Source organism: Micromonospora sp. NPDC002296 (assembly GCF_040296145.1).
Classification (GTDB): domain Bacteria; phylum Actinomycetota; class Actinomycetes; order Mycobacteriales; family Micromonosporaceae; genus Micromonospora.
On record NZ_JBEOWQ010000003.1, the window covers coordinates 175,771 to 190,218 of the forward strand.

General features: G+C 74.6%; 14 protein-coding genes. 8 read left to right on the top strand and 6 right to left on the bottom strand.

Annotated features, from left to right (window positions below; genetic code table 11):
- Positions 1 to 9: 9 nt before the first annotated feature.
- From disA to ABT023_RS04040, 4 genes are all read right to left on the bottom strand, one after another.
- Complete coding sequence (gene disA, locus ABT023_RS04025; RefSeq protein ID WP_350881439.1) at positions 10 to 1,194, bottom strand: DNA integrity scanning diadenylate cyclase DisA; 1,185 nt, start codon at positions 1,192 to 1,194, stop codon at positions 10 to 12.
- A gap of 143 nt (positions 1,195 to 1,337) precedes the next feature.
- On the bottom strand, positions 1,338 to 2,783 hold the full coding sequence (gene radA, locus ABT023_RS04030) for a DNA repair protein RadA (protein WP_350881441.1): 1,446 nt from the start codon (positions 2,781 to 2,783) through the stop codon (positions 1,338 to 1,340).
- 88 nt (positions 2,784 to 2,871) lie between these two features.
- The gene (locus tag ABT023_RS04035; RefSeq protein WP_350881443.1) at positions 2,872 to 3,666 is read right to left on the bottom strand and encodes a hypothetical protein; all 795 of its coding nucleotides are present in this window, start codon (positions 3,664 to 3,666) and stop codon (positions 2,872 to 2,874) included.
- Positions 3,667 to 3,802: 136 nt separating this feature from the next.
- Positions 3,803 to 4,633, bottom strand: a complete 831-nt coding sequence (locus tag ABT023_RS04040; protein ID WP_350881445.1) for a UbiA family prenyltransferase — start codon at positions 4,631 to 4,633, stop codon at positions 3,803 to 3,805.
- Between the two features lie 46 nt (positions 4,634 to 4,679).
- Between ABT023_RS04040 and ABT023_RS04045 the strand changes: the two genes are divergently transcribed.
- The 3 genes from ABT023_RS04045 (at position 4,680) to ABT023_RS04055 (ending at position 7,589) form a co-directional block, all read left to right on the top strand.
- The gene (locus ABT023_RS04045; protein ID WP_350881447.1) at positions 4,680 to 5,450 is read left to right on the top strand and encodes a methyltransferase domain-containing protein; all 771 of its coding nucleotides are present in this window, start codon (positions 4,680 to 4,682) and stop codon (positions 5,448 to 5,450) included.
- Between the two features lie 210 nt (positions 5,451 to 5,660).
- The gene (locus ABT023_RS04050) at positions 5,661 to 6,686 is read left to right on the top strand and encodes a type III polyketide synthase (protein ID WP_350881631.1); all 1,026 of its coding nucleotides are present in this window, start codon (positions 5,661 to 5,663) and stop codon (positions 6,684 to 6,686) included.
- 177 nt (positions 6,687 to 6,863) lie between these two features.
- Positions 6,864 to 7,589 (top strand): hypothetical protein, encoded by a 726-nt coding sequence (locus tag ABT023_RS04055; protein WP_350881449.1) that lies wholly within the window; start codon positions 6,864 to 6,866, stop codon positions 7,587 to 7,589.
- Here the strand turns inward: ABT023_RS04055 and ABT023_RS04060 are convergent.
- Positions 7,556 to 8,287 (bottom strand): hypothetical protein, encoded by a 732-nt coding sequence (locus ABT023_RS04060; protein ID WP_350881451.1) that lies wholly within the window; start codon positions 8,285 to 8,287, stop codon positions 7,556 to 7,558. The genes ABT023_RS04055 and ABT023_RS04060 overlap by 34 nt on opposite strands.
- Before the next feature lie 328 nt (positions 8,288 to 8,615).
- Between ABT023_RS04060 and ABT023_RS04065 the strand changes: the two genes are divergently transcribed.
- The 5 genes from ABT023_RS04065 (at position 8,616) to ABT023_RS04085 (ending at position 13,165) form a co-directional block, all read left to right on the top strand.
- Complete coding sequence (locus ABT023_RS04065; RefSeq protein WP_350881453.1) at positions 8,616 to 9,101, top strand: CarD family transcriptional regulator; 486 nt, start codon at positions 8,616 to 8,618, stop codon at positions 9,099 to 9,101.
- 54 nt (positions 9,102 to 9,155) lie between these two features.
- Entirely contained in the window at positions 9,156 to 9,851 is a 696-nt protein-coding gene (gene ispD / locus ABT023_RS04070; RefSeq protein WP_350881455.1) for a 2-C-methyl-D-erythritol 4-phosphate cytidylyltransferase, read from the top strand.
- Positions 9,852 to 9,867: 16 nt separating this feature from the next.
- Positions 9,868 to 10,350 (top strand): 2-C-methyl-D-erythritol 2,4-cyclodiphosphate synthase, encoded by a 483-nt coding sequence (gene ispF / locus ABT023_RS04075; protein WP_350881457.1) that lies wholly within the window; start codon positions 9,868 to 9,870, stop codon positions 10,348 to 10,350.
- Positions 10,351 to 10,357: 7 nt separating this feature from the next.
- Positions 10,358 to 11,410, top strand: coding sequence for a tetratricopeptide repeat protein (locus tag ABT023_RS04080; protein WP_350881459.1), 1,053 nt, complete (start codon positions 10,358 to 10,360; stop codon positions 11,408 to 11,410).
- Positions 11,411 to 11,587: 177 nt separating this feature from the next.
- Positions 11,588 to 13,165 carry a chitinase gene (locus ABT023_RS04085; RefSeq protein ID WP_350881461.1) on the top strand — a complete coding sequence of 526 codons (1,578 nt, stop codon included), beginning with the start codon at positions 11,588 to 11,590 and terminating at the stop codon, positions 13,163 to 13,165.
- Between the two features lie 108 nt (positions 13,166 to 13,273).
- On the opposite strand, the gene ABT023_RS04090 is transcribed toward ABT023_RS04085, so the two are convergent.
- Positions 13,274 to 14,440: a homogentisate 1,2-dioxygenase gene (locus ABT023_RS04090; protein ID WP_350881463.1), complete on the bottom strand. Its 1,167-nt coding sequence runs from the start codon at positions 14,438 to 14,440 to the stop codon at positions 13,274 to 13,276.
- Between the last annotated feature and the right edge of the window lie 8 nt (positions 14,441 to 14,448).

Here is a 14,448-nt window from a genome sequence, read left to right on the forward strand (position 1 = left end):
CGGGTCAGGTCAGACGTAGCGCTCCAGGATGGACGCCTCGGCGAGCCGGGACAGCCCCTCCCGGACGCCCCGGGCCCGGGCGTCACCGACGCCCTCGACGGCCTGTAGGTCCTCCACGGTGGCCCCGAGCAGCCGCTGGAGGCTGCCGAAGTGCAGCACCAGCCGGTCGACGATCGCCACCGGCAGGCGGGGGACCTTCGCCAGCAGCCGGAACCCGCGCGGGCTGACCGCCGCGTCCAGCGCGTCGGAGGCCGCCGGGTAGCCGATCGCCTTGGCCACCGTGACCAGGTCGATCAGCTCGGTGGAACCCAGCAGGTCCAGCTCGACCAGCGCCTCGTCCAACGTGCGGGGCTTGCGGCCGGCGGGCAGGTAGTCCCGGATGACCAGGGTGCGGTCGGCGTCCACGCCGGCCATCAGCTCGTCGAGCTGGAGGGCGAGCAGCCGGCCGTCGGTGCCCAGTTCCACCACGTAACCGGCGATCTCGTCGGCGATCCGGCGGACCATCTCCAGCCGCTGCACCACCGCCACCGCGTCCCGGACGGTGACCAGGTCCTCGATCTCCAGGGCGGACAGGGTGCCGGATACCTCGTCGAGGCGCAGCTTGTAGCGCTCAAGCGTGGCCAGGGCCTGGTTGGCCCGGGACAGGATGGCCGCCGAGTCGTCCAGCACGTGCCGCTGGCCGTTGACGTAGAGGCTGATGATCCGCATCGACTGGCTGACCGAGATGACCGGGTAGCCGGTCTGCCGGGCCACCCGCTCGGCGGTGCGGTGCCGGGTTCCGGACTCCTCGGTGGGGATCGAGGGGTCCGGCATCAGGTGCACGGCCGCCCGGACGATCCGGGTGCCGTCGCTGGACAGCACCACCGCGCCGTCCATCTTGCACAGCTCGCGGACCCGGGTCGCCGAGAACTCCACGTCCAGCGGGAAGCCGCCGGTGCACAGCCCTTCGACCACCTTGTCGTAGCCGAGGACGATCAGCGCGCCCGTCCGGCCGCGCAGGATCCGTTCCAGGCCGTCACGCAGCGCGGTGCCGGGCGCCATGAGCGCCAGGTTGGCCCGTAGCGGGTCGCCGCTCGCGCCGCTGGCACTCCCGGTCACGCTGACGCTGATCGGACGGGCGGGCGAGCCCAGGGCGCCGCTACGGGCGTGGGGTGTCGCGCCGGCGGTTTTGCTGGCATCGCGGTCGATCGGCACCCGCACAGTCTACGGACTGGCGTGCGGTGGGTGCTGTCGTGGTTACTGTGATGTGTCACGACGGCCCCCGACAGCCACGCCGGGCGCTCTGCCGCGCTTGTCCGGTATCGCACGTGCGGGTCCCGTCCGGCGGCCACCGTCGGTCACTCCGCGGATGCGCGGGCGGCACACTGGAGCGCCGAGCGCACGTCGGTGACCTCCATCACCCGCATGTTCTCCGGACCCGCCCCGACGCTCTCCGGGCCGCATCCGGTGGGGACGAGCGCCACCCGGAACCCGAGCCGGGCCGCCTCGGCCAGCCGGCGTGGCACCGCGCCGACCCGGCGCACCTCTCCGGTCAGCCCGACCTCGCCGATCGCCACCAGGTGCGGGTTGATGGCCAGGTTGAGCCCGCCGGAGGCGACCGCCAGGGCGACCGCGAGGTCGGCCGCCGGCTCCACCACCCGGATGCCGCCGACGGTGGCCGCGAAGACCTCCCGGTCGTGCAGGGTCAACCGCTCGGCGCGACGTTGGAGCACCGCCAGCACCATCGCCAGCCGGGCCCCGTCCAGCCCGGACACCGTGCGTCGGGGCGAACCCGCGACCGTCGCGCCGATCAGCGCCTGGACCTCGGTGACCAGCGCCCGCCGACCCTCCATCGCCACCGTGACGCAGGTGCCCGGCGTCGGCTCCGAGTAGCGGGTCAGGAACAGCCCGGACGGGTCGGCGAGGCTGCTGATCCCGCCCTCGTGCATCTCGAAGCAGCCGACCTCGTCGGCGGCGCCGAACCGGTTCTTCACGCCGCGGACCATCCGTAGCGAGGAGTGCTTGTCGCCCTCGAAGTGCAGCACCACGTCGACCAGGTGCTCCAACACCCGGGGGCCGGCCACCTGGCCGTCCTTCGTGACGTGACCGACCAGCACGGTGGCGAGGCCGCGCTCCTTGGCCACCGCGACCAGGGCGGCGGTGACGGCCCGGACCTGGGTCACCCCGCCGGGCACCCCCTCGGTGCCGGGGGTGGAGATGGTCTGCACCGAGTCGAGCACCAACAGGCCCGGCTTCACCGCGTCCAGGTGGCCGAGGACCGCGCCCAGGTCGCTCTCGGCGGCCAGCCAGAGCTGGTCGTGCAGGGCGCCCATCCGCTCGGCGCGCAGCCGCACCTGGCTGACCGACTCCTCGCCGCTGACCACGAGCGACGGGCTGCCGGCGGTGGCCGCCCACTGCTGGGCCACGTCGAGCAGCAGTGTGGACTTGCCCACGCCCGGCTCGCCGGCGAGCAGCACCACGGCGCCGGGCACCAGGCCGCCGCCGAGCACCCGGTCCAGCTCGCTGACCCCGGTCGGCCGGGCCTTGGCGGGGGCGGCGCTGATGGTGGCGATGGGACGGGCCGGCTCGGCCGGCATCCGGGAGCTGACCACCCGGCCGGAGACGGTCGGACCGGTCACGGTGCACTCGACCACCGAGCCCCACTCGCCGCACTCCGGGCAGCGCCCCACCCACTTCGGGGGCTGGTGCCCACAGGCGTCGCACTCGTAGGCCGGACGGGGCTCGCGGGCGGCCCGGCCCGCGCGCGGGGTCGCTCGGGAGGGTGTCGATCGGGGCGTCGTCACACCGGAACGCTAGTCCCCCCGTACGACGAAACACCGCCGGCGTGGCGGGTGCCACGCCGACGGTGCCGTCGACGGTCGGTGGTGCGGGTCAGCCGCCGTGGCCCGCGCCGGCCTCGGTGCCACCCTCCTGGCCGTGCGAGCCTTCGCGCTCGACGATCTGGGAGGGCTGCGGGAGCGGGGTCAGCGGGACGCCGATCGGGGCCGGGGTGCTGAGGGTCGTGCCGTTGCCGAAGTCGAAGGTCAGGTTGACCTGCTGCCCGACGAGCAGGGCCTCGTTCAGGCCGACGAGCTGGAGGGCCCGGCCGCCCTGCACGTTGAGCTGGACGTAGCCGAGGGCCGGGATCTCGATCCGGGCGGGCGCCCCGGCGGGGGCCGAAGGGCTGGCCGAGGCGGACGGGCTCTCCGACGCGCCCTCGGACGGGGACGGCGAGCCGCCCTCCGACGGGCTGGCCGACCCGGACGGGCTGGCGCTGCCCGACGGCGACGCGCTGCCCGACGGCGACGCGCTGCCCGACGGCGAGGCGCTCGTCGACGCGGACGGGCTGGCCGACCCGGACGCGCTGCCGGTGATCACGATCTCCCGCGCGCTGTCCGTCGTGACGGTCACCGTCACCGGGCTCTGCGTGTCGTTGTAGAGCACCGCGTTGACGGCGGCGTTCCCGCCGGACTGGTAGCCACCGCCGCCCGGGTGCTCGACGTACAGGCCGCGGACCTTGTAGGCGTTGTCCGGAGTCTGGACGTTGACGCCCTGGACCGACGGGCTCTTCTTGGCGGTCTCGGCCACCTGGCCGGCGCCGCAACCGGTCGCCAGCAGGCCGGTCGCCGCCGCCACGCCGGACAGCAGCAGGGCCGCCCGCCGGGAACCCCTGATCGAGCGCGTCACGTCGGTCCTCCTCGTCACGATCTTCACCCGGCCGTCACCGGGCACGGTGGCCATACCCGCGCAGACCGGCTTCAGGGTAGTTGGGGTTGATCGGGAGCCGCACGCCGACCCGGCACCACCACCTTCCCGGGGGCGCTCAGACCACCCGGCCGTTCGCCACCAGCAGCACCACGTCGATCAGCGCCACCAGCATCACCGCCCGGAAGGCGGCCACCCCCCGGCGGGCGCCGCGGCCGGCGTACCAGGTCAGGGGCGGCACCAGTGCGGCGGTCGCGACGGCCGACAGCCCCGCCCACGACGGCGGCCCGGGCGGCCCGGCGACCAGGGTGACGGTCGCCGCGAGCAGCAGCCCGGCGGCGGCCACGCGGCTGCCGGCCGGGCCGAGCCGGTGCGGCAGCCCGCGCACCCCGGTCCGGGCGTCGTCGGCCAGGTCCGGAAGCACGTTGGCGAAGTGCGCCCCGGCCCCGAGCAGGGCGGCGGCGGCCACCAGCCAGGCCGGCGGGGCGGGCGCGCCGGGCAGGGCCAGCACCACGAAGGCCGGCAGCGCCCCGAAGGAGACCGCGTACGGCAGCACCGAGACCCGGGTCGACTTCAGCGGCCAGTTGTAGGACAGCGCGGAGACCAGGGCCACGACCGCCCAGACCGCCGCCGTCCGGTTGGTCGTTGCCGCAGCCAGTCCGAAAGTGGCCAGGGCCGCCGTCCCCGCTGCCAGGCCGACCGCCCGCGCGCTGACCGCGCCGCTCGCGACCGGCTTGTCGGTACGGCCCACCGCGGCGTCCCGGTCGGCGTCCAGGTGATCGTTGGACCAGCCGACCGCGAGCTGGCTGGCGAGCACCGTCAGCGCCACCACGGCCACCCCGTACGGGCGGTGCCCCACTCCCTGGGCGAGCAGCCCGGCAACCACGGTCACCGCCACGGCGGGCTCGGGATGACTCGCCCTGACCAGCCCTAACACCGTCGTCGACATAAGGGAAGTCTGGTCGTTACCGTCCAGTCGTGCCACGCTCGGTGCCATGCGCGACGGTTCGTCCCGGGTGTCCGACCGCCCCCGCCTGCTACCCCCGAACGATCCACGGCAGTACGACGACCTGGCCGACGAGTGGTGGCGTCCCGACGGGGCGTTCGCCATGCTGCACTGGCTGGCCCAGGCCCGGGCGGCCCTCGTGCCGCCGGCCGCCCGGCCCGACGCACTCCTGGTCGACCTGGGCTGCGGCGCCGGGCTGCTCGCCCCGCACCTGGCCGGCAAGGGCTACCGGCACGTCGGGGTCGACCTCACCCGCTCGGCCCTGGCCCAGGCCGCGCGGCACGGGGTGACCCCCGTCAACGGCGATGCCACCGCCGTGCCGCTGGCCGACGGCTGCGCCGACGTGGTGGCCGCCGGCGAACTGCTGGAGCACGTGCCCGACTGGCGGCGGGCGGTGGCCGAGGCGTGCCGGCTGCTCCGTCCGGGCGGGCTGCTGGTCCTGGACACCCTGAACGACACCGCGTTGAGCCGGCTGATCGCGGTCGAGATCGGCGAGCGGCTGCCGACCGTGCCCCGGGGCATCCATGATCCACGGTTGTTCGTGGACCACCGGGAGTTGGTCGCCGAGTGCGCCCGGCACGGCGTCGACCTGCGGGTCCGGGGCATCCGCCCGGGGTTGGTCGGGACGCTGGCCTGGCTGCTGCGCCGGATCCGGTCCGGTGGTCGTCCACAGCCGACGACGGTCGGGCGGGTGCCACGGATCAGGCCGACATGGTCGACTTCGGTGCTGTACCAGGGGCGGGGGGTCCGGCGCGGGTAGCCGGGTCGGCATCGGGGTAGTGGGGGCGCCGGGAAGGCGCCACACGAGTGTCCCGCCCGCGACCCGGGCGGCGTCCCGGACCGCGCCGGCCCGGCCCCTCGTTGGTGAACGTGAGGAAGGCGGTCCCGTGGTCGTCGGACGGAGGCGACGCGGGGACGACATGGTTCGCGGACGAGAGGTGGGAACGTGGCCGTACCGGTGATCGCGGGCATGGGGACGGCGCAGCCGCCAGGTGCCGCGCAGGACGAGCTCTGGCAGGGCTTCTTCTCGAAGCACTTCTCGGGCCGGACCCGGGCGCTGGCAGAACGGATCTTCGCCAACTCCGGGGTGAACCGGCGGCAGGCGGCGGTCAACCCGTTGCTGGAGGACGTCTCGGACTGGTCGACCGAGCGCCGGCTGCGCCGCTACCAGGTCGAGGCGCTGCCGCTGGGCAAGGAGGCGGTCGGCCGGGCGCTCACCGCCGCCGGCCTGGACGCCCGCGACATCGGCCTGTTCGTGGTCTGCTCGTGCACCGGGTACGCCACCCCCGGGCTGGACATCCTGCTCGCCCGGGACCTGGGCATGGCCCCGGACACCCAGCGCATGTTCGTCGGGCACATGGGCTGCTACGCCGCCCTGCCGGGGCTCGGCGCGGCCGGTGACTTCGTCACCGCACGGCAGCGCCCTGCGCTGCTGCTCTGCGCCGAGCTGACCAGCCTGCACATCCAGCCGGCCACGGCCCGGCTGGACACCCAGCAGATCGTCTCCCACGCGCTCTTCTCGGACGCCGCCGTCGCCGCCGTGGTCCGCCCCGGTGGCCGGGGGTACGCGCTGCGCGAGGTCACCTCGGTCACGGACACCTCCACGGCCGACCACATGACCTGGGAGGTCACCGACACCGGCTTCCGAATGGGACTGTCGCCGCAGGTGCCGCAGGTGCTCTCGACCCACGTCCGGGGCCTGGTCGACGGCCTGCTGGCCCGGCACGGCACCCGGCTCACCGAGGTGGACGGCTGGGCGGTGCACCCGGGCGGCCCGCGGATCCTCGACGTGGTGGAACGCGAGCTGGCGCTGCCGTCGCAGGCGCTGGCCGCGTCCCGGGCGACGTTGCAGGAGCACGGCAACTGCTCCTCGCCGACGGTGCTGCTGATCCTCGACCGGCTGCTGCGGGCGGCGCAGCCGCCCGACCGGGTGCTGATGCTCGCCTTCGGCCCGGGCCTGACCCTCTACGCGGCCCTTTTCGAACGCTCCGCCTGACCGTTGCTCCGCCTGACCGCCCCGCCGGTTGCCCCGAGTGGGGCGCAGCCGGTCCGTTGGCGGCGTCGCGCGGTCGGCGGGGTGGCGGCGGTGGCGCATCCCGCGTCCCGCATCCCGCGTCCCGACGGCGGGCCTCGCGGTCTACGGGACCGGTGCCGGATGGCTAGGCTCGACCGCATGGTGGGCGGCGACGTGGTTGACCGGCTCCGGGGCGGAGGGCTCGCCGCGCTGGCCGTCCTCGTCGTGGCCGCCGGTGCCGGCTGGTGGCGGGCCGTGGCCCCGGCGGTCGGTTCGCCCGTCGGCCCCGCTGTGGCGGCCGGGGCCGACGAGCGGGCGCGCGATCCCGGTGACGGGACCGGGCGGACCGGGTCCGGGGCGACGTCCGGCGACCTGGGCCGGGTGCCCCCGGAGGAGGCTCCGCTGGTCATCACCGTCGACCCCGGCGGCCGGGTGACCTCCGGCATCGTCGCCATCGATCCGGCGACCGGGCGGGCAATCGAGCGGTACGACGCGGGCACCGGCTACGGCGAGGGCCCCGACGGCGGGCTCGGCGGGGTGACGGGGACCGTCTGGCAGACCCGGCTGGCGCTGCGCCCCGGCCAACCCACGCAGCGACGGGCCGTCGAGGCCACCACGGGAGCGCACCTGGTCCAGTACCGGTGCGTCGGTCCGGGGCAGCTCCTGCTGGTGGCCGACCGCTCCGGCCACCGAGACATCCGTCGGGCGACGTGCGACGGCTCGCTCACCACGACGTGGCTGAGCCGCGGGAACGGCCCGATCCGGATCGAGCTGGCCGCCGCCGCCCGGGGAATCGCCCCGATCGTGGTCGACGCCCGGGTGGTGGCCCTGGCGTTCTGGCGAGTCAACGGTCAGGAACCGAGGCGGGCCAGGTCGGCGCGGTAGTCGTCGGCGGAGCGCAGGTCCGGCACCACCCGGACCGGGTTACCGGTGCGGCCGACCAGCAGCGCGGTGGCGGTGCCGGGACGGGGCGGCACGCGCAGGAACGCGCGCAGCCCGCCGCCCGGATCGGCGAGTGGGCGCACGGTCGCGCCGGCCGGCACCGGGGTGGGACGCAGCGCGCGGGTGCCGTGGACGGTGACCACGGTGACCCCCGGCGGCGCGAGCGCGGCGGCCTCGGCCACCCGGTCGGGGCAGGGGCAGGCGTCCACCAGGATGATCACCGCGGGGAGCAGCGCGCGCAACGACACGATCGAGTCGTCGGCGTCGACCAGTTCCAGGGCGGGCAGCGCGCGACCGGTCAGGTCGGTCGCCGTCGGGTACGGCACGACGGTGGGGCGGTCGCCTGAGCGGGACGTGCGGGGCCAGGTGACGGCGAACAGTCCGGCGGCGGTGGTGAGCAACGCCACGAGCAGCACCAGCAGCGGCAGCCCGAGCGGCATCCGACCGTCCGGCCGGGAGGCCAGGCCGAGCAGCCGCCGCCACCGGTTCCGGCCGGCCCGCGGGCGCAGCTCGAGCCGGACCTGCGCAGCCTCCTCGGCCAGCGCGGATGCGTCGTCCGGCACCACCACCCGGCCCCACTCCGGGGGCAGACCGGGGAGCCCGTCGGAGGGGCCGTGACCATCTGCGTCGGGCATGCCCATCGGACCCCCTCGAACCGGCTCGGTGTGCGGACAGCGGTTCGCCTCAAGGGTCCCGCACCGGCCCCTCCTCCCGCTACATCTGAGCGGGGCTGGTGCGGCCGGGCTACCATGGAAAGAGCGCATCGCCCACAAATCCACGCTCCGCCAACCCTCCACCGGGGGGTCACCTAGCGATTACGGAGCGTGTTCAGACCATCGGTTTGGCCGCCTGTCAAGCTGAAGAAAGACCTCTCACAGGGCCCCTGAGCTGCGCCAACGGTCAGGACAGCGGTGGGACATCGGTGCCTGAGCGTGTTACCCTAGACACAGCGAAAGGGGTTTCGAACCTATGGTTTTCAGTGTCGGCGAGACCGTTGTTTACCCCCACCACGGGGCCGCACTCATCGAGGCAATCGAGACTCGGGTCATCAAGGGCGAGCCCAGGGAGTACCTCGTCCTGCGGGTCGCGCAGGGTGACCTGACGGTCCGGGTGCCCGCTGAGAACGCCGAGATCGTGGGCGTGCGTGAGGTGGTCGGCGAAGAGGGCCTCGGCAAGGTCTTCGACGTTCTCCGGGCTCCGCACACCGAGGAGCCGACCAACTGGTCGCGGCGTTACAAGGCGAATCTGGAGAAGCTGGCCTCCGGCAACCCGCTGAAGGTGGCCGAGGTCGTCCGCGACCTGTGGCGTCGGGAGCGGGAGCGGGGCCTGTCCGCGGGCGAGAAGCGCATGCTCGCCAAGGCCCGCGACATTCTCGTCGGCGAGGTCGCGCTGGCCGAGAAGAGCACCAAGGACGGGGCGGAGACGTTGCTCGACAAGGTGCTGACCGAGGGCTAGTCCGCACAGCTTCGTCGTACCCACTCCGCAGCAGAGAAACCCGAGGACCGCGACGTGACCGCGCAGCTCAATCCGCGCGGTGACGTCGCGGTCCTCGTGCCTGCGGCCGGTGCCGGCGTACGGCTCGGCCCGGGTGCCCCCAAGGCCCTGCGCCTGCTCGCCGGGGAGCCGCTGCTCGTGCACGCGGTACGGCGGATCGCCGCCGCCGGCTCCGTGCACACCGTCGTGGTGGCCGCGCCGGCCGGGGAGGTCGGGGCGGTCCGCCGCCTCCTCGCCCCGATAGCCCCGGTGCTGGTCGTCCCCGGCGGGGCGGAACGGCAGGCGTCGGTGGCCGCCGCGCTCGCGGCCGTCCCCGCCGGCCCGGGGATCGTGCTGGTGCACGACGCGGCCCGCGCCCTGACCCCGCCCGATCTGGTCGAGTCGGTGGGCGGGGCGGTCCGCTCCGGCCACGACGCGGTGATTCCCGTCCTCCCCGTGGTCGACACGATCAAGGAGGTCGGTGCCGGCGATTTGGTCCTCGGCACCGTGGACCGGTCCGCCCTGCGGGCCGTGCAGACGCCGCAGGGTTTCCGCCGGTCGGTGCTGGCCGCCGCCCACGCGGCGGCCGGCGACCCGCTCACCGACGACGCCGGCCTCGTGGAGAAGCAGGGCATCCCGGTGGTGTGCGTCCCCGGCTCCGAGTACGCGTTCAAGGTCACCCGCCCGTTCGACCTGGCGCTCGCCGAGCACCTGCTGGCTGCGGGCGCGTGACGCGTACCCTCGGCGCATGATCGTTCCTCGGGTGGCCATCGGCACCGACGTGCACGCCTTCGAGGCCGGCCGACCCTGCTGGGTGGCCGGCCTGCACTGGCCCGACCAGGACGGCCTGGCCGGTCACTCCGACGCCGACGTGGCCGCGCACGCGGCCTGCAACGCGCTGCTCTCCGCCGCCGGGCTGGGCGACCTCGGGTCGAACTTCGGGGTGGCCGAGCCGGAGTGGGCGGGCGCGTCGGGGGTGGCGCTGCTGACCGAGAGCGCCCGCCGGGTCCGGGCGGCCGGCTTCCAGATCGGCAACGTGTCGGTGCAGGTGATCGGCAACCGGCCGAAGATCGGACCGCGCCGGGCCGAGGCCGAGGCGGTGCTGTCCGAGGCGGTCGGCGCCCCCGTCACCGTCTCCGCCGCCACCACCGACGGGCTGGGCTTCACCGGGCGCGGCGAGGGGCTGACCGGGATCGCGGTCGCCCTGGTCCACCAGGCCCCTGCCGCCTAGGCCCGCGATGTCCAGCGACGCCACCGCCGAGGGGTATCTCCAGCGCGCCCAGCTTCTGGCCGACCTCGGGCGCTACGACGAGGCGGCCGGCGAGGTCGGCTTCGCGCTGGCCCTGGAACCGGCGAACGCCGCCGCGCTGACCACCCTCGGCCGCGTGCACCTCGCCGCCGGGCGGCCCGCCGAGGCGCGCGCCGCCGCCGACGCGGCCCTGGCCGTCGCCCCGGACGCGGTCGACCCGCTGGTGGTGCGCGGGCTGGCGCTGGCCGACCTGGGTGAGTACGCCGAGTCGGCGGGGACCGCCGACCGGCTCCTCACCGTCGGCCCCGCCGACGCGTACGCCCAGCGCAGCGCCGCCGGGATCCTGTCCGGCTCGCGCGGCGGGCAGGCGGCCCTCAACGCGGCCTGGCGGGGCGTGGAGTTGGCCCCGGAGGAGCCACAGGGGCATCTCGTCCTCGCCCTGGTCGCCGGCCGCCTGCGGCTCTTCGACCTGGCCGAGCGGGCGTACCGGGAGGCGCTGCGGCTCGACCCGGGGCTGGCCGGGGCCGGCGACGAGCCGGGCATCGTCCGGCTGGAGCGGCGCCGGTACGCCGAGGCGCTGGCGGAGCTGGCCGAGACCGTCCCGTTCACCCCAACGCCGTCCGACCCGAGCCGGAGCGGTGCCGACCCGCGTCGGGGCGAGGCCGACCCGCGGCGGGGCACCACCGATGAGCTGCGCCGCCTGGTGCTGTACGGGGCGGGCTGGTCGCTCGTGGGCACCGTCCTGGTGGCGATCGCGGCGGCCGGCGCGGCCGGCCCGTCCCGCTTCCTCGCGGTGCTGGTGGCGCTGAGCGGGGCGTTGGTGGGCTGGCTGCTCGCGGCGCGGGTGCCGGGGCTGACCCGTACCGTGCTGCCGGGCCTGCTGCGCTCGGACCGGTCGCTGGCCCTGGCCGTGTACGGGGTGGCCGCCGCGCCGGTGCTGCTCGTGCTCTACGCGGCGGTCGGCACGCCCTGGCCGCTGGTGCTCACGATCGCCGTCACCGCCGTGGCCGAGCTGGCCGTGTTCTCCCGTACCGTGCGCTGAGGCCGTGGCCGGCGGGCCGGGCCGGCCTCCTCGGCGCCCGTCCGCGCGGGTCCGGCGCAAGGCCGCCGATCGAACCTTCGTTGCGGACCAGCTCTGGACATTGACAGTTAACAAACCTAATAATTAGCCACCCGTCGATACGCCTCCGGCGGGGCGATCCCCTACCGGGAGGACCGGATGCAGCGCAGTCCCCGAACACCGCTCCTGGCCGTCCTGGCGGCCCTCGCCACCGCCGCCGCAGCGACCCTGACCCTCGCGACCCCGGCCCTGGCCGCCGGTCCCACGGCCGCCTTCACCAAGACCTCCGACTGGGGATCCGGCTGGGAGGGCCGCTTCACCATCACCAACGGCGGCCCGGGCGCCATCAACGGATGGCAGGTCGCCTTCACGCTGCCGACCGGCACGACGCTCGGCTCGTACTGGGACGCCACGGTGAGCAGCGCCGGCCAGCGGCACACCTTCACGAACCGGTCCTGGAACGGCACCGTCGCCCCCGGCGCCTCGGTGTCGTTCGGCTTCCTGGCCACCGGCGCGGGCTCCCCCACCGACTGCACCCTCAACGGGGCACCGTGCGGCGGCGGCACGCCTACCTCCCCGCCCACCACGACGGCGTCCCCCACCACCCCGCCGCCGACGACCCCGCCCCCGACGACCCCACCCCCCACCACTCCGCCCCCGACCACCCCACCCCCGACGACCCCGCCGCCGACGACCCCGCCGGGCGGTGGGCTGCCCAAGCACGCGCTGATCGGCTACCTGCACGCCAGCTTCGGCAACGGTGCGGGCTACGTGCGGATGGCCGACGTGCCCGCCGACTGGGACGTCATCAACCTCGCCTTCGGCGAACCCACCTCGGTCACCTCCGGCGACATCCGCTTCCAGCTCTGCCCCGCCACCGAGTGCCCCGGCGTGGAGACCGAGGCGGAGTTCACCGCGGCGATCCGGGCCAAGCAGCAGCAGGGCAAGAAGGTGCTGCTCTCGATCGGCGGCCAGAACGGGCAGGTGCAGCTCACCACCACCGCCGCCCGCGACACCTTCGTCCGATCGGTCTCCGCGATCATCGACCGGTACGGCCTCAACGGCCTGGACATCGACTTCGAGGGCCACTCCCTCTACCTCAACACCGGGGACACCGACTTCCGTAACCCCACCACCCCGGTCGTGGTCAACCTGATCTCGGCGATCCGCTCCCTCAAGCAGCGCTACGGGGCGGGCTTCGTGCTCACCATGGCCCCGGAGACGTTCTTCGTGCAGCTCGGCTACCAGTTCTACGGGTCGGGCCCGTGGGGCGGACAGGACCCCCGCGCCGGGTCGTACCTGCCGGTGATCCACGCGCTGCGCGACGACCTCACCGTCCTGCACGTGCAGGACTACAACTCCGGCCCCATCGTCGGGCTGGACAACCAGTACCACACCATGGGCAGCGCGGACTTCCACATCGCGATGACCGACATGCTGCTCACCGGGTTCCCGGTCGCCGGGAACGCCAACGCCGTCTTCCCCGCCCTGCGCGAGGACCAGGTCGCCTTCGGCGCACCCTCCTCGACCAGCGCGGGCAACGGATACCTCGCCCCCGCGGGCGTGCAACAGGCGGTGACCTGCCTGGTCAAGGGCCAGAACTGCGGCGGGTACGTCCCGCGCAGCGGGACCAACCCCGCCTTCCGGGGCCTGATGACCTGGTCGATCAACTGGGACCGGTTCTACTCCTGGGAGTTCCGGCTCAGCCACGGTCCGTTCCTCAAGGCGCTGCCCTGACCCGGAGCCCGAAGGGGACGCCCTGACCCGTCGCCGGCCGCCGCCCGCAGTGGTGGCGGCCGGCGACGACAGTCGGCCCGGTCACGGACCCCCGAGACCGGATGCGTCCTAGCCGCGGCGAGCCCAGGTCCAGGCGTAGCCCGGGTCCTCGCACTCGGTCGCGGCGTCGCACAGGTCGAGGGGGCGGAACGTGTCGACCATGACGGCCAGCTCGTCGAAGAAGTCGACGCCGATCGACCGCTCGACGGCCCCGGGCTGGGGGCCGTGGGTGAAGCCGGACGGGTGCAGCGAGATCGAGCCCTGCTCGATGCCGGAGCCGCGCCGGGCCTCGTAGTTGCCGCCGGTGTAGAAGAGCATCTCGTCGGAGTCGACGTTGTGGTGGTTGTACGGGACCGGAATGGCGTCGGGGTGGTAGTCGACCTTGCGCGGCACGAAGGAGCAGATCACGAAGTTCGGGCCCTGGAACGTCTGGTGCACGGGCGGCGGCTGGTGGATCCGGCCGGTGATCGGCTCGAAGTCGTGGATGGAGAACGCCCACGGGTAGAGGTGCCCGTCCCAACCGACCACGTCGAACGGGTGGTTGGCGTAGACGTACCGGGTCCACCCGCGCCGGTGCCGGACCAGCACCTCCACGTCCTCGCCGTCCACCTGGAACGGCGCGTCCGGCCCCCGGACGTCCCGCTCGCAGTACGGCGAGTGCTCCAGGAACTGGCCCCGCACCGACAGGTAGCGCTTGGGCGGGCCGATGTGCCCGGTGGCCTCGACGGCCAGCAGCCGGACGGGTCGGTCGCCGGTCGGCACGAGGCGGTGGATGGTCGAGGTGGGGATGACGACGTAGTCGCCGGCGACCGCGTCCAGCACGCCGAACGGCGACTCCACCCGCAGTGCGCCGGACTCGACGTACAGACACTCGTCGCCGGTGGCGTTGCGGTAGAGCGGGGACGGCCGGTCGGCGAGCACGTACGCGATCCGGACGTCGTCGTTGGCGAGCAGGTACCGCCGGCCGAGCACCGGGTCGGCCCCGGTCCCGTCGAGCTTGTGGGTGCGCAGGTGGCGGGGCTTGAGCGGCAGGTTCGGCGCGCGGGTGACGGCCTGCGGGGTGTACTCCTCGGCGGCGACGATCGCGGTCGGGGCGTACCGGTGGTAGAGCAGGGACGAGTCGGAGGAGAAGCCCTCCTGGCCCACCAGTTCCTCCGCGTAGAGGGTGCCGTCGGGTTGCCGGAACTGGGTGTGCCGCTTCCGGGGCACCTCGCCGACGCTGCGGTAGTACGGCATGTTGCCTC